Consider the following 19722-nt stretch of genomic DNA (forward strand, 5'->3'; position numbering starts at 1 on the left):
ATGGCACCGGCCACGGCCTCCCGCGTAGCGTTGCAGCATGCCTCCCACTGATGGATCGACGTCCGCAGCGCCCGCCGCCACCATCGCGAACCTCCTCGCCGAGACCCGCAGCTACGCCCCACCGGCCGACCTCGCCCAGACGGCGAACGTCGGCCCGGAGGAATGGGCTCGCGCAGCCGCCGACCCCGTGGCGTTCTGGGAGGAGCAGGCCCGACGCCTCGACTGGGTCACCCCGTGGGAGACGGCGCACACCTGGGACCCGGCCCGGCCGGTCGAGGGGTCCGACCCGTCGGACCCCGAGCCCGAACTCACCGTCCCCGCGGCCACCTGGTTCGCCGGGGGAACGCTCAACGTGGCGGTCAACTGCGTCGACCGGCACGTCGACGCCGGACGAGGCGACAAAGTGGCCCTCCACTTCGAGGGAGAGCCGGGCGACCGCCGCTCCATCACCTACGCCGAGTTGCAGCGCGAGGTCGCGAAGGCGGCCAACGCCCTGACGGCACTCGGCATCGGCCAGGGCGACCGCGTCGTCATCTACCTGCCGGTCATCCCCGAGACGGTCATCGCCACCCTCGCCGTCGCCCGCATCGGCGCCATCCACTCCCTCGTGTTCGGTGGGTTCTCGGCCGAGGCGCTGCGCTTCCGCGTGGAGGACACCGAGGCCAAGCTGCTCGTCACCACCGACGGCCAGTACCGCCGGGGTATGGCCGTGCCGGTCAAGCAGAACGCCGACGCCGCGGTCGACGGCGTGCCGTCCGTCGAGCACGTGCTCGTCGTCGCACGCACGGGCGACGAGACGCCGAACGTGCCGTGGACCCCCGGTCGCGACGTCTGGTGGCACGACACCGTGGGTGTCGCCGCCGACACCCACGAGGCCGAGGCGTTCGACGCGGAGAACCCGCTCTTCATCATCTACACGAGCGGCACCACCGGGAAGCCCAAGGGACTCGTCCACACGTCAGGTGGCTACCTCACGCAGGCGTCCTGGACCCACTGGGCGATCTTCGACGCCAAGGACGACGACGTCCACTGGTGCACCGCCGACCTCGCCTGGGTCACCGCGCACACCTATGAGATCTACGGTCCGCTCTCGAACGGGCTCACCCAGGTGATCTACGAGGGCACGCCGAACACCCCGCACCAGGCACGGCACTTCGAGATCATCGAGCGTTACGGCGTGACGACGTACTACACGGCGCCCACGCTCATCCGGACCCTCATGACCTGGTTCCCCGAGGGGCCGCCCGCCGAGTACGACCTCTCGACCCTCCGGCTCCTCGGCACCGTCGGTGAGGCCATCAACCCCGAGGCCTGGATGTGGTTCCGCGAGCGCATCGGGCGCGGCGAGACCCCGGTCGTCGACACCTGGTGGCAGTCGGAGACGGGGTCGGCTGTCATCGCACCGCTCCCCGGCGCGACCACGATCAAGCCGGGTTCCGGCAGTCGCGCACTCCCCGGCCTGGAGGCGCTGGTCGTCGACGAGGACGGCGAGACGGTGCCGTACGGATCCGGCGGGTATCTGGTCGTCAGCCGCTTCGGGCCGTCGCTCGCGCGCACCGTCTGGGGCAACCCGGAACGCTACCGCGATTCGTACTGGGCGAAGTACTGGAAGCAGGGCTACTTCTTCTCCGGCGACGGCGCGAAGTGGGACGAAGACGGCGACATCTGGGTCCTCGGGCGCGTCGACGACGTCATCAACGTCTCGGGCCATCGCCTGTCGACCATCGAGATCGAGTCGGCACTCGTGTCGCATCCCCACGTGGGCGAGGCCGGCGTGGTCGGCGTGCACGACCCGATCACGGGGAGCGCGATCGCCGCGTTCGTCATCCCGTCCTCGCGGTCCCACGGGCCCGAGGCCGACGGCGAGGCCTACTGGTTGGAGCGCTCTGCGGCACTCCGCGAGGCCCTGCGGTCCCACGTGGCGAACGAGATCGGCCCGATCGCGAAGCCCCGCGACGTCTTCGTGGTCCCAGACCTCCCGAAGACCCGCTCGGGGAAGATCATGCGGCGTCTGCTCGGCGACATCGTCGACCAGCGGCCCCTCGGCGACACGACGTCACTGCAAGACGAAGCGGCCCCGCACCGGATCGCCGAGATCGTCACGGCTGCACGGACCCCTCGAGCCCGGGAATAGCGCCCCGATCGATGCAGTTGCATCCATCGTCAACGGCGACGCAACCTCTGTCCACTTCCCTTGTTTCGCTTGGAGACCGCATGTCCATCGTCACCCGTACCGCCCAGACCGACGCCCCCATCCTCGACGTCCTCGCCGACCGCTGGAGCCCCCGCGCCTTCGTGAGCGAGCCCGTCGCCGCCGCGAAGATGGCCTCGGCCCTCGAGGCCGCGCGTTGGTCGCCGAGCGCCAACAACGTGCAGCCCTGGCGGTTCATCGTCGGCACCAAGGGGACCGCCACGTTCGACACGATCGCTGAGCAGCTGGTGGCCTTCAACCGCGGATGGGCCGCTCAGGCCGGCGCGCTCATCGTCGCCGTCGCCGAGACCCTCGACGACGAGGGCAACGAGCGTCCCTGGGCCATCTACGACCTCGGCCAGGCGATGGCGCACCTGAGCATCCAGGCCCACAGCGATGGTCTCTTCGCGCACCAGATGGCCGGCTTCTCCGCCGACGGCATCCGGGAGGCGTTCTCACTGCCGGACGGCCTCGTGCCGTTCACCGTCACCGCGCTCGGCGAGCTCGGCGACCCCGAGCTCCTGCCCGAGGGCATGCTCCGCGACCGCGAGACCGCTCCGCGTGAGCGTCGTCCCCTCGCCGACCTCGTGATCGTCCAGGAGTAGTCCGCTCGGTTCCTGCACCACCACGCTGCGCAGTCCGGTCCGCCGGGCTGCGCAGTCGTCGTTCGCGGGCTCACCCGTCATCGCTCGGGCTAGGCCGGTGACGACGCAGTCCAATGGCCGACACGATGAACAACGCAGTCAAGGCCGCTCCAACACATGATCGCACGATGAGTTCTCCAGTCGCGCCCCAGTGGGCCCCGTAGACGATGATGCTGACCGTCGCGAGACCGGATAGCAGGGCAGCGAGAGCGCTCATCGAAGCTCGTTCCGTCAGACGCCACCAATCGCGCGACGTGTTCGGCTCCGTTGCACCGCGTGACAGGCGGGCTATCGCCCATAGGCCGACCCCTTGGAACACCACGACCATGGAGCCGCCGTCCGTCGTTCCGAACTGGACTGGCGCAGCCAGGAGGCCAACGACGAGGCACACTCGCATCAACCGCGAGCGTATCCTCACAGACTCAATCCTCTTGCTCATATGAAATATGTAAGTATATCTTGATCCGCGACGGACAACTCGATCGGTCAAGGACCAGTGACGGTCAAGGAGTCCGCCCCCGTCCGCTCAACGCAGGCGGACATCCAACCGCCTGCCGAAGGGCGCGTCCGTGGCGCCCCTACAGCCCCGCGACGAGGTTGATGACGGTCGCCAGGATCACGGAGCCGAAGAGGTACGACAGCAGGGTGTGCTTGAGGACGGTGCGGCGCAGCTCGCTGGACCGCAACGTCGTGTCCGAGACCTGGTAGGTCATGCCGAGGTCGAACGAGAGGTAGGCGAAGTCGCTGTACTGCGGCGCCTCCTCCTGGTTGAAGTCGATACCGCCCTCCGGCGCCGCGAAGTACATGCGCGCGTACCGCAGCGTGTAGATCGTGTGGATGAGCGCCCAGGAGAGCGCCACGCTCACGACCGCGAAGCCGGCGAGCACGCCCTGCTCGACCCCGGAGGATGCCCTCGCCTGCAGGATGACGACACTCAGGGCCACGAGGCTCCCGACGCTCGCGAGCACGATGAGCACCTCACTGGTCGTTCGCCCGGGCTCCTCCGAGGTCGCGTGTTCGCGCGTCCGCTCCGGACCCATCCGCCAGATGCGGATCCAGAGGGAACCGACGAAGACCACGCATGTGGTCCCCCAGCCGGCGAGGATCGCACCCGCCCAGAACCAGTTCAGGCCGACGATCACCCCCACGGCGACACCGACGAGGGCGGAGACGGTCAACCGGAGCTTCGCGCCGTGCCGCACCATGATCGTTCCGGACGTCGATGTGCTCACGAGCTGATCGTGGCACCGTCCGCGGATCGCATGACGCAGACTCGCGGCCGACGCCGCACCTCACACCGCTTCGACGAACAACTCCTCCAACTCGGCGAAGACGCCGACGGCGAGGCGCTCGAACTGCTCGGCGCTCAGCCGGATCGTCTCACCCGGGACGAGGCCGGTGAACGACGTCCCCTCGGCGTAGTGCAGGACGGTCCCCACCGTGAACACCCGGTCGTGGTCGAGGATCGACGCGACGATGAGTTCGAGCTCGTTGAGGGCCCCGGGACCTTTCCCGAGGACCGAGCGCACCCGGTGGACGAACGGCCGGTCGAGCACGAGGGTGAGGCCGGTGAAGAACTCGGGGTCGACCACGGCGAGTGCTGCGGGGTCCGCTCCGGCTTCGGCCAGCGTCTCGCGTCCGGCGACGAGCGCGGCGATCATCGTCTTCGCCTGGTCGACCTCTCGCTGTTCGAAGGTCTTGCGTCCCAGCATGGGTGTCTCCTCGGCGTCGCGGATCAGGTGCGCTTCACGCTACTCCCCGGCATGCCCGGATCACAGCAGGCCTCGCGCGTCCGGTGGTCAGGCCTGCTTGCGCTCGCGACGCGGGACGTGGAGCGACACGACGCCGGCGTCGCGGTTGATGCGACGGACCCGCGCCCGCCAGATGAGCGCGAATGCGACGACGAGCACCACCATGGCCGGCACCACGAGCGCCTTGAGCGCCGGCATGCTCGGGAACAGCAGCCCCCAGAGCACGGTGTTGCCGTCCCAGAGGCCGTGCATGACCGCGACGAGCAGGTAGGTCAGGAGCACGCCCACGGTGATCCGGAACCGACCGTTGCGTGCAGCCGCGAACAGCGCCGCGGCGAACAGTGCCGTCCACAGTGGGTGTCCGACCGGGTCGAAGACGGTCCGGGCGAATGCGGCCCCGGCCGCTTGGAACGCCGGGTGCGAGAGGATCGTCTCGAGTGGTGGCGAACCGGCGGCGAGCTTCTGGGAGGCCTCGACCCCGTTCGCCCACCCTTGCCCGATGTACCAGAGGTTCTCGAGGACGGCGAAGCCGATCCCGACAGCGCCGCCGACGAAGAGACCACCACGGGCTGTCTTCACCGGCAGCCGCCACGCCACGATCACGACGGCGATGATCTTCGCGAGTTCCTCGGCGACCCCGGCGAAGAACAACCCGATGTCGTGCGGGTTCTCGCCGGCATCGGTCGCGGCGACGCCGATGAGGGAGTCGAAGGTGCTGCCGAGCGTGATGGCTATGAAGCCTCCGACCAGGACCGCCCAGAGGAGCGTCGCCGTCGTGACGCCGTCGCCCGGCTGGAGACGTCGGGCCATGATGAGCAGCAGGGTGGAGGCGGCCAGCCCTGAGCCGAGCAGGATCCACGCGGGGATCACCGCCGGGTTGCCGAGGAGGACGTGCGGCACCAGCAGCAGGAACAGCCAGAGCGCCAGGCCGCCGAAGAAGAACCAGGCGGGGGCGTGTGCGTGACGCCAGAGGGGCATGGCGGTGTCGCTGGTCTCAGGCGTCGTGCTCGGGGCTGCGTGTGACATCGGGTCCTCTCAGGGCGCGCCGATCGGGCCCACCGCGAGGATCACGCTAGTGCGCGGCATCCGTCGCGCACTAGGGGTTTCCTCCCCCACTCGGGGGTCACGGCCAGCGCGGTGCTGTCGCGCGAGAGCGGGGCATACGCGTGAGCGCGCCCCTCCGGAGGGGCGCGCTCACGTCGGTGGGTCGCGCTCGGGTCAGCGCACCGCGCTGGCCGCAAGCAGCCGGCTAGGCCGGGACCACCGCGCGCTCGACCGTGAGGCCGTCGCCGTCGCTCGCGAGCCCGACGTGGACGGTGTCGCCGTCGCGGATCGACCCGTCGAGGATCGCCCGCGCGAGGCGGTCGTCGATCTCCCGCTGCATGAGTCGACGCAGCGGACGCGCGCCGTACATCGGGTCGTATCCGCGCTCCGCGAGCCACGCACGGGCGTCGGGCGTGACGGCGAGGTGCAGCCGACGCTCGCCCAGTCGACGCTGCAGGCGGTCGATGTACAGCTCGACGATCTGGCCGAGCTCCGCCTCGCTGAGCGGCTGGAACACGACGATGTCATCGAGACGGTTGATGAACTCCGGCTTGAACGCCTGGCGCACGAGCTGCTGCACTGCCTCCTCCTTCTGCTCGAGGGAGAGCGAGGCGTCCATCAGGTACTGCGAGCCGAGGTTGGAGGTCAGCACGAGGATGACGTTCCGGAAGTCGACGGTGCGCCCCTGGCCGTCGGTCAGCCGACCGTCGTCGAGCACCTGCAGGAGGATGTCGAACACCTCGGGGTGCGCCTTCTCGACCTCGTCGAGCAGTACGACGGAGTACGGGCGTCGACGAACGGCCTCGGTGAGCTGCCCGCCCTGCTCGTAGCCGACGTACCCCGGAGGCGCGCCGACCAGCCGGGAGACCGAGTGCTTCTCGCCGTACTCGGACATGTCGATGCGGACCATGGCCTTCTCGTCGTCGAAGAGGAACTCGGCGAGCGCCTTCGCCAGCTCGGTCTTGCCGACGCCGGTGGGGCCGAGGAACATGAACGAGCCGGTCGGGCGGTCGGGGTCGGAGATGCCGGCCCGGGTGCGCCGGACGGCGTCGGACACGGCGGCGACCGCACGGTGCTGCCCGATGAGTCGGCGGGACAGCTCCTGCTCGAGGTGCAGCAGTTTCTCCGTCTCGCCCTGCAACAGGCGACCGACGGGGATGCCGGTCCACGCGGCGATGACAGCGGCGATGTCCTCGGCGGTCACCTGGTCGTTGACCATCCGGGGATCGCCGTCGGTGTCCTGCTCGGCCGACTCCGCGAGCGCGAGTTCGCGTTCGAGCTGCGGGATGTCGGCGTAGAGGAGCTTGGACGCCTGTTCGAGCTTGCCCTCGCGCTGGGCGCGTTCGGCCTTGCTCCGGGCGGCGTCGAGCTGCTTCTTGAGGTCACCGACCCGGTTGAGGCTCGCACGCTCGCGCTCCCAGCGCGCCTGCAGCTCGCCGAGCGCGGCCTGGCGGGTCGCGAGGTCCTCCCGGAGGCGGGCGAGGCGCTCCTTGGAGGCGTCGTCCTTCTCCTTCTTGAGGGCGAGCTCCTCGAGCTTCAGGCGGTCGACGCTGCGTCGGAGCTCGTCGATCTCGACGGGTGCCGAGTCGATCTCCATGCGCAGTCGGCTGGCAGCCTCGTCGATGAGGTCGATCGCCTTGTCGGGCAGCTGCCGCGACGTGATGTAGCGGTTGGACAGGGCTGCTGCGGCGACGAGCGCGTTGTCGGCGATGGCCACCTTGTGGTGCGCCTCGTACCGCTCCTTGAGGCCACGGAGGATGGCGACCGTGTCCTCGACGCTCGGCTCCCCCACGAACACCTGTTGGAAGCGACGCTCCATGGCGGCGTCCTTCTCGATGAACTCGCGGTACTCGTCGAGCGTGGTCGCGCCGATGAGCCGGAGCTCACCGCGGGCGAGCATGGGCTTCAGCATGTTGGCCGCCGCGACGGACCCTTCGCCGCCACCGGCGCCCATGAGGACGTGGAGCTCGTCGATGAAGGTGATGATCTGTCCGTCGGACTCGTCGATCTCCTTGAGCACCGCTTTGAGGCGCTCCTCGAACTGCCCGCGGTACATGGCACCCGCCACGAGCGCGGAGAGGTCGAGGGAGATGAGCTGCTTGCCCTTGAGGCTCTCGGCGACGTCGCCCGCGACGATGCGCTGGGCGAGGCCTTCGACGACGGCGGTCTTGCCGACGCCGGGCTCGCCGATGAGGACGGGGTTGTTCTTGGTGCGTCGCGTGAGCACCTGGCTCACTCGACGGATCTCGGCGTCGCGGCCGATGACCGGATCGAGCTTGCCGGAGGCGGCGATCTCGGTCAGGTTGACGCCGTACTGCTCGAGCGCGCTGCGCTGATCCTCTTGCTGAGGCGTCTGGCCTGCTGGCATGGGTACGGTCTCCTGTTCAAAACTTGAGTTGATGTGACTCAAGTTTACCACCGCCTTTCTCTGCCGACAAGATGCGATCGGCAGGTGATCTCCAGCGCATCGAAGGGTAGGCTTACCTATCGATGCCTCGCCTCAGTGAACAGACCCCCGACTCGATCTTCATCCTCCTCGCAGCCGTCGTCCGGCGCATCGAGCAGGTGAGCCCGAGCTATCGGCGATTCACGTTCACCGGTCCCGAGGTCCAGCACATCGCGGACAACCGTCACGACCAGCGCATCAAGCTGCTCTTCCCGCTGCCCGACACCGGTTTCGACGAGCTGCCGATGCACGACGACTGGTACCAGGCCTGGCGACTGCTGCCCAACGACAAACGCCACCCGATGCGCACGTACACGATCCGCGAGGTCCGGCCCGAGCTCGCCGAGTTCGACGTCGACATCGCGCTGCACGGCCGCGTCGGCCCCGCGTCCACCTGGGCGATGGACGCGAAGGTCGGCGACGAGCTCGTCGTCAACGTCCCCAACGCCCGGTCGGCCGTCCCGGCCGGCGGCATCGACTGGCACGCACCGGCCACCGTCGACCAGGTGCTCCTCGCCGGCGACGAGACGGCCCTGCCCGGGATCGCCGGGATCCTCGAGCGCCTGCCGAGCACCGCGCGCGGGATCGCCGTCGTCGAGCTGCCGCACGAGGACGACATCGCCGCCCTGTCCACGAAGCCCGACGGCGTCGAGGTCGTCGTCCTCCCCCGCGGCGACCAGCCCGTGGGCACCCTGCTCATCCCCGAGGTCGAGCGCATCGCGAGCCGCCTCGCGCCGAGCGTCGACACCGCCACGATCGCCACGCAGCCGGCACTCGAGGACGTCGACGTCGACACCGAGCTGCTCTGGGAAGCGCCGGTCAACGCCACCGGAGGCCCCGTCCTCGAGAGCGCACCCCTCTACGCGTGGCTCGCCGGAGAGGCGTCGGCCATCAAGACGCTCCGTCGGCACCTCGTCTCCGGGTGCGGCGTCGACCGCAAGTCGGTCGCGTTCATGGGCTACTGGCGACACGGCAAGGCCGAAGACAACCGATGAGCCGGTGAGCGCCGACCTCGACAGCCTGCGGCTCCCGACCGCGGCCGCCCGCGCACGAGAGGCGTCGACCGGCATCGCCCGATCGACCGCCTCGCGCTGGCTCCTGCTCGTCGCCGCGCTCGTCGTGCTCGCCGCCATCGCCGCGGGCAGCCTCTTCATCGGCTCGGGGACGATCAGCGCCGCAGAGGTCTGGCGGGCGCTATCACAGGGCGGCGACGACACCAACGCGATCCTCGTCACCGGGTTCCGGGTGCCGCGCATGCTCCTGGCCATCGGCGTCGGTGCGGCGCTCGGCCTCGCCGGAGCGATGATGCAGGCCGTCACGCGAAACCCGCTCGCCGACCCCGGCATCCTCGGCGTCAACGCCGGGGCGTACATCGCGGTCGTGCTCGCCGTCGCCATCGCCGGCACCGCCGACCTGAGCTCCTACGTGTGGTGGTCCTTCGCCGGCGCGGGTCTCGCCTCCGTCATCGTGTACGTGATCGGCTCCCGGGGCCGCGCCGGGGCGACCCCGGTCCGCCTCGTGCTCGCCGGCGTCGCGCTCTCCGCAGCGCTCCAGGGGGTGACCTTCGCCATCACGATCCGCAACCCCGACATCTTCGACAAGATCCGCTTCTGGCAGGCCGGCTCGCTGCAGAACCGCCAGATGGACGTGTTCCTCGGGGTGCTGCCGTTCCTCATCGTCGGGGTCGTCCTCGCCCTCGTCGTCTCCCGGTCACTCAACGCCGTCGCCCTCGGAGACGACCTCGCGACCTCGCTCGGCACGAAGGTGCTCCGGACGCGGGTGCTCTCGGTCGCCGCGATCACCCTGTTGTGCGGTTCGGCCACCGCGGCGGCCGGACCGATCGCCTTCCTCGGACTGATGTCGCCCTACCTCGCCCGGGCCATCGTCGGACCGGACCAGCGCTGGGTGCTGCCGTTCACGATGGTGTTCGCGCCGATCATCTTCCTGCTGTCCGACCTCGTCGGGCGGATCGCCGTCCCCGGCGAGATGCCGGTCGGGATCGTCACGGCGTTCGTGGGTGCCCCGCTTCTCATCGTGCTCATCCGCCGTTCGAAGGCGCAGGGGCTGTGACCGCGGTCGCCGAACCGGGTCGGCGCACCGTGCGGATCGGTCGAGTCAGCTGGGTGGTCCACCGGCGTGAGCTGATCGTCGTCGGCGCCCTGGTCGCCGTCATCGTGGGGGTCGGCGCCTTCGCGCTCACCCAGGGCGAGTACCGCATCCCGCTCGACAAACTGCTCGCCGCGTTCACCGGCACGGGTTCGGAGAGCGTCCTCCGCATCGTGTTGGAGTGGCGTCTGCCGCGGGTCGTGATCGCGGTCGTCGGCGGGATTGCACTCGGGCTCTCCGGCGCGATCTTCCAATCGATCACCCGGAACCCGCTCGGCAGCCCCGACATCATCGGGTTCAACTCCGGTGCGTTCACCGGCGCGCTCATCGTCACCCTCGTCGTCGGCGGGAACTATGCGGCGATGGTCTCCGGGGCGTTGATCGGCGGGCTCGCGACGGCCCTCGTCGTCTACCTCCTCGCGTGGTCTCGGGGCGTCCAAGGGTTCCGGCTCATCGTGATCGGCATCGCGATCAGCGCCGTCCTCAACGCGTTCAACGACTACCTGCAGCTGCGGGCGGACCTCAATGCCGCCATCGCCGCTGCCAGCTGGGGCATGGGTTCGCTCGCCGACCTCGGGTGGCAGGACGTCGTGCCCGTGATGATCGCGGTCGCGGTCCTCGTCCCCCTCCTCGCGCTCCTGTCGCGCCGACTCGGCATGCTGGAGTTCGGCGACGACATCGCGAGCGCCCTCGGCATCCCGGTCGAACGCACGCGGCTGCTGCTGCTCGTGATCGGCGTCGCCCTCACCGCGACCGTCACCGCGGTCGCCGGCCCCATCATCTTCGTCGCCCTCGCCGCACCCCAACTCGCCCGGCGCCTGACGAAGTCCGCCGGCATCACCCTCGTCCCCTCGGCCGCCATGGGCGCGGCGTTGCTCCTCGTGAGCGACGTCGTGGCTCAGCGGATCATCGCCCCGGCCGCCCTGCCGGTCGGTGCGGTGACCGTGACCCTCGGTGGCATCTACCTCATCGCCCTGCTCATCACGCAGGCGGGAAAGCGCTGACATGAAGACCGACAGCCCCACCACCAGACTCGCCGGAACCGCCCTCCGCGTCGGCTACGACCAGCGCACCATCATCCATGAGCTGGACATCGCGATTCCCGACGACTCGTTCACGGTCATCGTCGGCCCGAACGCCTGCGGCAAGTCGACGCTCCTGCGTGCCCTCGCCCGACTGCTGAAGCCGACCCAGGGACACGTCGTGCTCGACGGTCAGGAGATCACGCGCTACCCGTCGAAGGAGGTCGCGAAGCGCATCGGGCTGCTGCCGCAGACGTCGATCGCGCCGGACGGCATCTCGGTGATCGACCTCGTGTCGCGTGGCCGATACCCGCACCAGTCGATCCTCCGACGCTGGTCGGCGGCCGATGAGGCGGCGGTGCTCGCGGCGATGGAGGCGACGAACGTCACCGAGCTGTCCGGTCGCCTCGTCGACGAACTGTCCGGCGGCCAGCGCCAGCGGGTGTGGGTGGCGATGGCCCTCGCGCAGGAGACGCCGTTGCTGCTGCTCGACGAGCCGACGACCTTCCTCGACATCACGCATCAGGTGGAGCTGCTCGACCTCTTCACCCGGCTCAACCAGGAGGGTGGCCGCACCCTCGTCGCGGTCCTCCACGACCTCAACCAGGCAGCCCGGTACGCGACGCACCTGATCGCGATGCGGGACGGCCATGTGGTCGCGCAGGGTGCGCCGGCGGACATCGTGACGGCCGAGCTCGTCGAGGAGGTCTTCGGGCTCCGCTGCCGGATCATCGACGACCCCGAATCGCACACGCCGCTCGTCATCCCGCTGATGGGCGCGCACTGACCCGTGGTGGTGGCTGGCGTCAGCGCGGTGCGCTGGCGTGAGCGCGGGTTTGCAGGCGTGGGCGCGCCCCGCTGATGTGAGCGCGGGCCTCCGGAGGGGTGCGCTCACGCCGGTGGGGCGCGCTCACGAGGTGGACGCGTGCCGGCGTCAGCAGCCGATGGCTGGTTTGCCGGGGCGGCAGGGTTTGTCGACGCCGACGGTCGAGTTCCGCACGATCTGGACCGTGTGGGGTTCTTCGGTCGGGATCGACAGGGTGCCGACGACGGGGAGCCACCCGCTGTCGCCGATGCGATATTCGGCGGCGTACTCGACTTCGGCGGTGATGGTCTTGGTGCCGACCGTCGTGTAGCGGTGGCTGGTGGGGGTCTTGGAGAACTCGGCCAGTCCGAGGGTGGCCCAGCTGGATCCGCCGGTCCGGGCGGTCGCATGCTCGCCGTCGCCGTAGTCGAAGGTGAAGCCGACGGGGATGAAGTTCACCTCCGCGACCTGGCCGAGGAGCGTGCCGGTGCGGGTGTGTCCGGAAGCACCGGCGATGACGTTCGTGTGGAGTCCGCGGACACCCCAGGCGGCGGGCTCGGTCGTGACGGTCGGGGCGGCGGGGGCGAAGCTGGCGACGTCGCGGATCGTGACGGGCTGCGCTACTGGTGCTGCACCGAGGTCGGTACCGAGGTCGCCGGGTGTGAAGGTGTAACACTCGTCCGGCCGCATGAGGCTGCAGACCGTCCGCTCTCCGTTGGGCCCGTCGGTCACACCGGGCGGAAGCTCGGCCGAACCGCCGCCGCCTTCGTTGCCTCCGCCCGTTCCGCCACCGGAACCACCGCCGGTGCCAGGGCGTTCGACGCTGCCGCCGATGTCGACCGAGCCGTTTCCGATACAAGCGCCCGAAATTGCCCCGCCAGCATCGCAGCTGGCGGCGACGGCGGCGGACGCCAACCCGACGCCACCCACAAGCAGGAGCCCGAGGGCCAGCGCAGTACCTACTCTTCGCATGAGGATCCCTCCTTGATGACTTCGTGCTTCGCCAGCACGTAGGGCCGTTGATCAGCAGCACCCGGAGCAATATGAACTGACCACGTGCGCTTGGCTGGGCGTTCAGGCTTGATGACCGATTCCCCTGCCCCATCCATTGCCTGCAAGCCAGTCATGTCCACGCAGGCGGATCCGACGATCAGGACGCCCGCTGCGTCAGGTTTCGAGTACCAGTCGCTGATCGTGAACACCTCCAGCGAAGCCGCGCCGGAGAAGGTCCATCCGAGCTGCTGGAGCTTGGACAGGCTCTCGTTCTCGAATGTTCGGAGCTCTCCGGTCGTCACCTCATCGATGCGAGCAGGATCGGCTCCGCCGTCTGCGACGACCTGGTTCCACACGCCCAAGTAGCTCTCGTAAGCCTCAGCGCCGGCCGCCAGCGCCTGTTCCTCGTTCTCGAAGGCCGGCGGCGAACTCTTCGGAGGCGGCGCGGGTTCAGGTCCGGTGCATGCGGTGAGGGCGAGCAGTCCCGCCGTGAGAACGATCGTGGAGACAGAGCGAGAGCGCGAGGTCCGTGGCATCCCTCGACGCTAAGCGCGCCCAGACTCCCGCCCAGGGTTATCCACAGAGCAGATATGCCTACACGGACATATGTCGCACAACTGGCCCGCGTGCCAGCGCGGTGCGCTGGCGTGAGCGCACCCAGGAGACGTGAGCGCGGGCCTCCGGAGGGGCGCGCTCGTGTCAGAGACCCGCGCTCACGTCAGCGCACCGCGCTGGCCGAAGCGCAAGCGTTACCGGGACGTGACTTGGGAAGCTTAGGCTTACCTCATACCCCACGTCTTCAACGGAAAGCAGAACATGCGCCGCATGACCCGCACCCTCACCGCCGTCGCCGCCCTCGCGGTCGCAGGCCTCGCCCTCGCCGGCTGCACCGCCGGGTCCTCCACCGACGACGCCTCCACCGGCACGCTCGGCACCGTCGACACGATGTTCGGCGAGGTGACCGTCCCGGAGCCCGCCGGCGACCTCACCGTCGTCGCCCTCGGCTGGTCCGACGCGGAGATGGCGCTCTCCCTCGGCGTCGTGCCCGTCGGTGTCTACGACTGGCAGTCCTTCGGCGCCGACAACAAGGCCGTCGGCCCATGGGCCACCGACCTGTTCGGCGACGTCACCCCCGAGATCATCGAGGACAGCGGCGACACGGTCAACTACGAGCAGATTCAGGCGCTCGAACCCGACCTCATCCTCAACACCCGGTCCGCCGGCGACGAGAAGCAGTACGAGCGGCTCTCGGAGATCGCCCCGACCGTCTTCGCACCCAAGGGGACCGCCGCGTTCGCGACCCCGTGGGACGTCCAGCTCGAGCAGGTCGCCGCCGCGCTCGGCAAGACCCAGGAGGGCGACGCACTCGTCTCCGCCACGAAGCAGTCGATCAACGAGGCCGCCGACCTCCACCAGGAGTTCGCCGGGCTCACCACCGTCGCCGCGACGAAGTTCGGCGACGCCTACGGCGCTTACCTCGAGGGCGACGGTCGCTTCGACATCCTCGCCGACCTCGGCTTCCAGCAGAACCCGGCCGTCCTCGACCTCGAGGCCTCCGGTTTCTACGCGGCGGTCTCCGCTGAGCAGGTGTCCGCGTTCGACGCCGACGTCGCCGTCCTCCTCCCGATCGGGTTCAGCGCAGCGGACACCACCGCCGACCCGCTGCTCGCGAGCCTCCCCGTGGTGCAGGACGGTCGCGCGATCGTCCTCGACCCCGCCGACGAGCTCACGCAGGCCTACAGCGCGGCGTCCGTGCTGAGCATCCCCGTCGTCCTCGAGCAGCTCGTCCCGAAGCTCGCCGAGGCCGCCGCCAAGGTCGCGAAGTAGGGTCCAGCCCACCAGCACCACAGCAGGAGATCCGCGCGAGAGCCGGACGGAATCGCGTCTTCCGTCCGGCTCTCGCGCTGTTCTCCGGCTCTCACGCTGAGCGCCCCGACGCTCAGGCCGGCCGGGACAGCTTCCGCAACCGCGCGAACCCCAACGCCGCGACGATCACGAGCACCCCGACGAGCAGGACGACGGCCGCACCGGGCGCCACCGGCGCCAGCGCGGTCAACCCACCACCGACGAGGAGCGCCAGCAGGACGGCGTCCGACTGCCAGAGCAGGACGTTCAGCGAGGATGCGTCGCCGAACGGTGTCGGGACGGGCATGAGCAGCAGGATCGGCAGTGGTCCCTTCGCCGCGTCGAACGTCCGGAGCACGATGATCCACACCGCGAGCAGCAGCCACCACCCGAGCGGCTGGAGGAGGGTCATCCCGCCCGGTGCCGCGGAGGCGAGCACCCCGAGCAGGGCACCGATCCCTCCGATCACGACCGCGGCCAGCAGCGGGGCGACGGCTCCGGCGAGGACGAGCGAGCGGGGGCTCCGACCGTAGAGCGTGGGCGTCCCCGCGCTCTCGACCCCGTGTCGCACCGCGTCGCACCAGACACCCACCGCGAGGTAGGCGAGGAACGCCGCGGGGACGGCGAGCATCCACCGCACACCGTCCGGGAGCCCGAAGGAGAGACCGACCGACGCGCCGGACGCCGCCAGGACGAGGGAACCGAGGGCGACCCGCCCGGGTGTCCGCCGAGCTCCGACGATCGACCGCCGGAGGACGACGAGCCAGAACGGCCCGGTCATCCGCAGCGGGACACGGCGACCGCTCGTCGGGGAGGCTCGCAGCCCGCCGACGGCACCCGAGGCATCGCCGCTCTGCAGCATCATCCCGACCCGCTGCCAGCGCAGCGCCTGGTCGAGGAGGGGTCCGCTCCGCAGTCCGTCCAGCGCCCTCGGGACGAGCAGGAGGGAGGCAGCACCGAGCACGACGAGCGCGACAGCCGGCCACCACGACACCGGCACCCCCACCGACGCGAACCAGCCACCGCCACCACCCCAGGTGAAGAGCCGCGCCCAGTCCCCCGTCGCGAGTGCACCGCCGAGCACCATGGCCTCGATGCCACCGGCCACCGGCGACCAGAGGAGCCCCAGCCATCCCCACGGCGAAAGGAGCAGCATGCCCGGGACGAGGAGACCGAGCACCCCGCCTGCACCGGCGACGATGACGACGGCGGCGACCGTCCGTCGCGAACCGTGCTGACCGAGCAACCACGCCACCGCGAGGAGCAGCGAGAAGCCCACGGCACCGATCACGAAGGCCACCACGGCGGCGGGCACGGTCGGTCCGGTCATGCCGATCACCGAGGCCGTGTCGGCGACCACACCCACCGAGACGGTCGCCCGCTCCCCCGGCACCAGGAGTCGCGACAAGCCGACCACCCCGGCCACGAGGACCGAGAGCCCCGCGAGTGCGAGCGCGGAGGTGACGAAGGGACGACGCAGCGTGAGTCGACGCGGCAGTGGCGAATCGGCGAGGAACTGCACCGCCGCGGGCCTCGGCACGACCGGTCCCCTCGTCCGACCACCGAGCACGACGACGATCGTCGCGATCGCCGAGAGCAGCGCGACCATCCCGGGCCGGACGGCCGCCACGACGCCCGCGGCATCCGGCTCGATCAGTCCGAGGACTGCGAACCGCACGAGCGGTGCGCCCACGATGAGTGCGACGAGCAGCGCGGCATAGACGACGAACGCGACGTCGGCGACCCGCGGACGCCCGTCGCGCGCGGCGAGCACCGCCCGGCCGGCGCGGAGGATCCGACGGTCGTCGCGCGAGATGCGCCCGGTGCTGGTGCTCACGGGGCTTCGACCGTGATCGCCTCGTCCGCGACCCGTTCGACGAGCCCGGCGTCGTGGCTCGCGAAGACGATCGCCGCCCCGCGCTCCTTCGCGAGCAGGATGCGGTCGGCGACGAGGCCACGCCGCTCGGCGTCGAGGCGCTGCTCCGGTTCGTCGAGCACGAGGACGTCGAAAGGCCGGACGAGCGCCGTCGCCAGGGCGAACAACTGCGACTGACCCGAGGACAGCTCGGTGGCGAAGCGGCGCGCGAGCGTGTCGATGCGCAGGGCCACGAGCAGCTCGTCGGCGGCGTCGTCCGCCGCCTGGCCGGTCACACCCCAGGTCGTCGAGATGTAGCGCAGGTGTTCGCGCAGCGTCAGGTCCGGCGCGTAGGCCGGGGTGCCGATGAGGGCTGAGACGGAGCGACGCACCGTGCGGTCGCGGTCGTCGATGGTCCGGCCGCCGATCGTCGCCGTCCCGCTCGACGGGCGCAGCCGTCCGCTGAGGATACGCAGCAGCGTCGTCTTGCCCGATCCGTTCCGCCCCCGGACGGCGAGCGCCATCCCCCGCTCGACCCGGATGTCCGTGGGCGCCAGCAGGGTCTCCCCGTCGATCACCGCGCCGACGCCGTCCGCCTCGATCAGCGGCTGCATCGCGGCAACCGACTCCCCCTCGTGTCCCGACATCGTCCCATCCTCGCAGGCGTCCGCCGAGGTGTCCTCCACCGCACGGCGGATCGCGCGGTCGGGCGTGGGGCTCAGCACGCCGGTCGAGGGTGCAGAATGCAGAGCATGGGAATCGTCACCGGGCGCCGGAACGCGCGTCCGCCGAAGCAGCGCCGCGCTGGCGGACCATCCGAGGGCGACGCCTACGACGAGGTCGTGCGGGAGATCCGAGCCGGACGCCTCGACGCCGACACAGGCGCGGAACGACTGATCGAGCGGCTGACCGACGCGGAGCTCTTGGGGCTGCTCGACGGCGACTCCCCGCGCCGACTCCTCCCGCTGATCCCCGTGCTGCTCCACCGGCGTCCGTTCGTGGCCGGAGCCGTCCGCCGGCTCGGGATCCCGGGGGTCCGGTTCAGTGACGGCGCCCGCGGTGTCGTCATCGGCGAGTCCACCGCGTTCCCCGTGACGATGGCGCGGGCGGCCACCTGGGACCCGGTGCTCGAGGAGCAGGTGGGTGAGGCGATCGGTGCGGAGACGCGGATCCGCGGGGCGAACTACTCGGCGTCCGTCTGCGTCAACCTGCTCCGCCATCCCGCGTGGGGCCGCGCACAGGAGTGCTACGGCGAGGATCCGGTGCTGACGGGCCGGATGGGGTCGGCCATGACCCGCGGCGTCCGCGTCCACACGATGGCGTGCGTGAAGCACTTCGCGCTCAACTCCATGGAGGACGAGCGGTTCGAGGTCGACGTCTCGGTGGACGACCACGCACTGCACGAGGTCTACCTGCCGCACTTCAAGGCCGTGATCGACGCCGGCGCGGACTCGGTCATGAGCGCGTACAACCGGGTGCGGGGCGAGTACATGGACGTCAACCGTCCGCTGCTCACCGAGGTGCTGCGGGAGGAGTGGGGCTTCACGGGCTTCGTGACGAGCGACTGGGTCTTCGGGACCCATGACGCGGTCGGCAGCCTGGAAGCCGGGATGGACGTGGAGATGCCGCTCCGCCTGCGACGGGCACACGAGTTGCCCGCCGCCCTGCGGGCAGGCACCCTCCACCACGCCACCGTCCTGCGCTCGGCCCGGCGCATCCTGCGGACGACCCTCCTGCACGCCGCGACCCGCACCGAACCGCAACCCTCGGCGGACGTCGTCGCCGGCTCGGCCCACCGCGCGCTCGCCCGACACGTCGCCGAGGAGTCGATCGTGCTCCTCGCCAACCGCCCGGTCGACGACGGCGTACCGCTCCTGCCCCTGTCGGCGACGACCCGTCGGATCGCGGTGGTCGGCCGTCTCGCGGACCGGGCGAACCTCGGCGACCACGGCTCGTCGCGCGTCCGTCCGCCGACCACCGTCTCGCCGCTGCAAGGGCTCCGTGAGGCACTCCCCGACACGCAGATCACGACCACCCCGGCCGGGAACGTGCGGGCCGCGGTCGCTGCGGCGGTGGCAGCCGACACGGCCATCGTCGTCGTCGGCTTCGATCAGCACGACGAGGGCGAGTCGGTCGTCACCGGCGGCGTCGACGTCGGCGTCCTCGGGGCGGCCCTGGACTCGGGTCGACTCCGTAGCGCCATCACGGGCGTCGCGCACCTGGCGTCGCGGTTCGTGCGCGGCGGCGATCGCACTTCGCTCCGTCTCCGGCCGTCGGACGAACGCCTCATCCTGGCCGTCGCCGCAGCCAACCCGCGAACGGTCGTCGTGCTCATCGGCGGGAGCGCGATCCTGACCGAGGCCTGGCGCGACCGGGTCCCGGCGCTCGTCCTCGCCTGGTACGGCGGGATGGAGGGTGGTCGAGCGCTCGCCGACGTCCTGACCGGTGTGATCGAGCCCGGCGGGCGACTGCCGTTCGTGATCCCGACCGATCCCGCACACCTGCCGCCCTTCGACCGCGAGGCGAAGGCCGTCGTGTACGACGACCGCTGGGGACAGCGGCGGTTGGACGAGGAGGGTCACACGCCGGCTTTCCCGTTCGGCTTCGGCCTCGGGTACACGACGATCGACCACCGCCTGCTCGGGCACCGGTTCGACGACACCGGTGGGACCGCCGAGGTCCTCGTGACGAACACCGGTCACCGCGAGGGGTCGACCGTCGTCCAGCTCTACGCCGCTGACACCGCACCCGAGCGACCGGTCGCCCAGCTCCTCGGGTTCCGGAAGGTGACCCTGCAGGCGGGCGAGGAACGCGTCGTCCGGGTCGTCCTCGATCCGACACCGACGCTCGAACGCGACCCGGTCACCCGCCACTGGTCACCCCGCACCGGCGACTGGGCACTGCAGGCCGCCCAGCACAGCCCGTCGACCTGGGCGGACGCGACCCCGCTGCGGACCGGTGACGGCGACCTCCACGACGACCCCGCCCGACTGCCGGACACAGCCGGCTGACCCGACCCG

General features: G+C 70.4%; 16 protein-coding genes. 8 read left to right on the plus strand and 8 right to left on the minus strand.

What is annotated here, in order from left to right:
• Positions 1 to 37: 37 nt before the first annotated feature.
• Both acs and ACZZZB_RS06665 read left to right on the plus strand, forming a co-directional pair.
• Positions 38 to 2134 carry an acetate--CoA ligase gene (acs, locus tag ACZZZB_RS06660; RefSeq protein ID WP_463529233.1) on the plus strand — a complete coding sequence of 699 codons (2097 nt, stop codon included), beginning with the start codon at positions 38 to 40 and terminating at the stop codon, positions 2132 to 2134.
• An 80-nt stretch (positions 2135 to 2214) separates the two neighbouring features.
• Positions 2215 to 2796, plus strand: coding sequence for a nitroreductase family protein (locus tag ACZZZB_RS06665; protein ID WP_191940425.1), 582 nt, complete (start codon positions 2215 to 2217; stop codon positions 2794 to 2796).
• Positions 2797 to 3413: 617 nt separating this feature from the next.
• On the opposite strand, the gene ACZZZB_RS06670 is transcribed toward ACZZZB_RS06665, so the two are convergent.
• The 4 genes from ACZZZB_RS06670 to ACZZZB_RS06685 form a co-directional block, all read right to left on the minus strand.
• On the minus strand, positions 3414 to 4067 hold the full coding sequence (locus ACZZZB_RS06670; RefSeq protein WP_240043962.1) for a DUF1345 domain-containing protein: 654 nt from the start codon (positions 4065 to 4067) through the stop codon (positions 3414 to 3416).
• Positions 4068 to 4127: 60 nt separating this feature from the next.
• The gene (locus tag ACZZZB_RS06675) at positions 4128 to 4547 is read right to left on the minus strand and encodes a hypothetical protein (protein WP_463529234.1); all 420 of its coding nucleotides are present in this window, start codon (positions 4545 to 4547) and stop codon (positions 4128 to 4130) included.
• A gap of 87 nt (positions 4548 to 4634) precedes the next feature.
• Positions 4635 to 5612 carry a PrsW family glutamic-type intramembrane protease gene (locus tag ACZZZB_RS06680; protein ID WP_463529235.1) on the minus strand — a complete coding sequence of 326 codons (978 nt, stop codon included), beginning with the start codon at positions 5610 to 5612 and terminating at the stop codon, positions 4635 to 4637.
• Positions 5613 to 5835: 223 nt separating this feature from the next.
• Positions 5836 to 7998, minus strand: a complete 2163-nt coding sequence (locus tag ACZZZB_RS06685; RefSeq protein ID WP_463529236.1) for an ATP-dependent Clp protease ATP-binding subunit — start codon at positions 7996 to 7998, stop codon at positions 5836 to 5838.
• A gap of 122 nt (positions 7999 to 8120) precedes the next feature.
• Here ACZZZB_RS06685 and ACZZZB_RS06690 point away from each other — a divergent pair, with 122 nt between their 5' ends.
• The 4 genes from ACZZZB_RS06690 to ACZZZB_RS06705 are packed head-to-tail and all read left to right on the plus strand — an operon-like array spanning position 8121 to position 11991.
• Entirely contained in the window at positions 8121 to 9071 is a 951-nt protein-coding gene (locus ACZZZB_RS06690) for a siderophore-interacting protein (RefSeq protein WP_124768591.1), read from the plus strand.
• Between the two features lie 4 nt (positions 9072 to 9075).
• Entirely contained in the window at positions 9076 to 10146 is a 1071-nt protein-coding gene (locus tag ACZZZB_RS06695; protein WP_463529237.1) for an iron chelate uptake ABC transporter family permease subunit, read from the plus strand.
• The gene (locus ACZZZB_RS06700) at positions 10143 to 11186 is read left to right on the plus strand and encodes a FecCD family ABC transporter permease (RefSeq protein ID WP_137242393.1); all 1044 of its coding nucleotides are present in this window, start codon (positions 10143 to 10145) and stop codon (positions 11184 to 11186) included. The genes ACZZZB_RS06695 and ACZZZB_RS06700 overlap by 4 nt, the downstream gene beginning before the upstream one ends.
• Before the next feature lies 1 nt (position 11187).
• Positions 11188 to 11991, plus strand: coding sequence for an ABC transporter ATP-binding protein (locus tag ACZZZB_RS06705; RefSeq protein WP_137242394.1), 804 nt, complete (start codon positions 11188 to 11190; stop codon positions 11989 to 11991).
• A gap of 147 nt (positions 11992 to 12138) precedes the next feature.
• On the opposite strand, the gene ACZZZB_RS06710 is transcribed toward ACZZZB_RS06705, so the two are convergent.
• The gene (locus tag ACZZZB_RS06710) at positions 12139 to 12981 is read right to left on the minus strand and encodes a PKD domain-containing protein (protein WP_463529238.1); all 843 of its coding nucleotides are present in this window, start codon (positions 12979 to 12981) and stop codon (positions 12139 to 12141) included.
• Entirely contained in the window at positions 12969 to 13538 is a 570-nt protein-coding gene (locus tag ACZZZB_RS06715; RefSeq protein ID WP_463529239.1) for a hypothetical protein, read from the minus strand. Before ACZZZB_RS06715 ends, ACZZZB_RS06710 begins: the two co-directional genes overlap by 13 nt.
• A 289-nt stretch (positions 13539 to 13827) precedes the next feature.
• On the opposite strand from ACZZZB_RS06715, the gene ACZZZB_RS06720 reads away from it, so the two are divergent.
• A complete protein-coding gene (locus ACZZZB_RS06720; RefSeq protein ID WP_236555357.1) occupies positions 13828 to 14829 on the plus strand; it encodes an ABC transporter substrate-binding protein in 1002 nt (333 codons plus the stop codon).
• Between the two features lie 112 nt (positions 14830 to 14941).
• Here ACZZZB_RS06720 and ACZZZB_RS06725 read toward each other — a convergent pair whose 3' ends face one another.
• Positions 14942 to 16684: a hypothetical protein gene (locus ACZZZB_RS06725; protein ID WP_463529240.1), complete on the minus strand. Its 1743-nt coding sequence runs from the start codon at positions 16682 to 16684 to the stop codon at positions 14942 to 14944.
• The gene (locus ACZZZB_RS06730) at positions 16681 to 17349 is read right to left on the minus strand and encodes an ABC transporter ATP-binding protein (RefSeq protein ID WP_236555356.1); all 669 of its coding nucleotides are present in this window, start codon (positions 17347 to 17349) and stop codon (positions 16681 to 16683) included. Before ACZZZB_RS06730 ends, ACZZZB_RS06725 begins: the two co-directional genes overlap by 4 nt.
• A gap of 105 nt (positions 17350 to 17454) precedes the next feature.
• Here ACZZZB_RS06730 and ACZZZB_RS06735 point away from each other — a divergent pair, with 105 nt between their 5' ends.
• Positions 17455 to 19713 (plus strand): beta-glucosidase, encoded by a 2259-nt coding sequence (locus ACZZZB_RS06735; RefSeq protein ID WP_463529241.1) that lies wholly within the window; start codon positions 17455 to 17457, stop codon positions 19711 to 19713.
• Positions 19714 to 19722 lie beyond the last annotated feature (9 nt).

The sequence above is a fragment of the Plantibacter sp. AC185 genome, assembly GCF_979258065.1.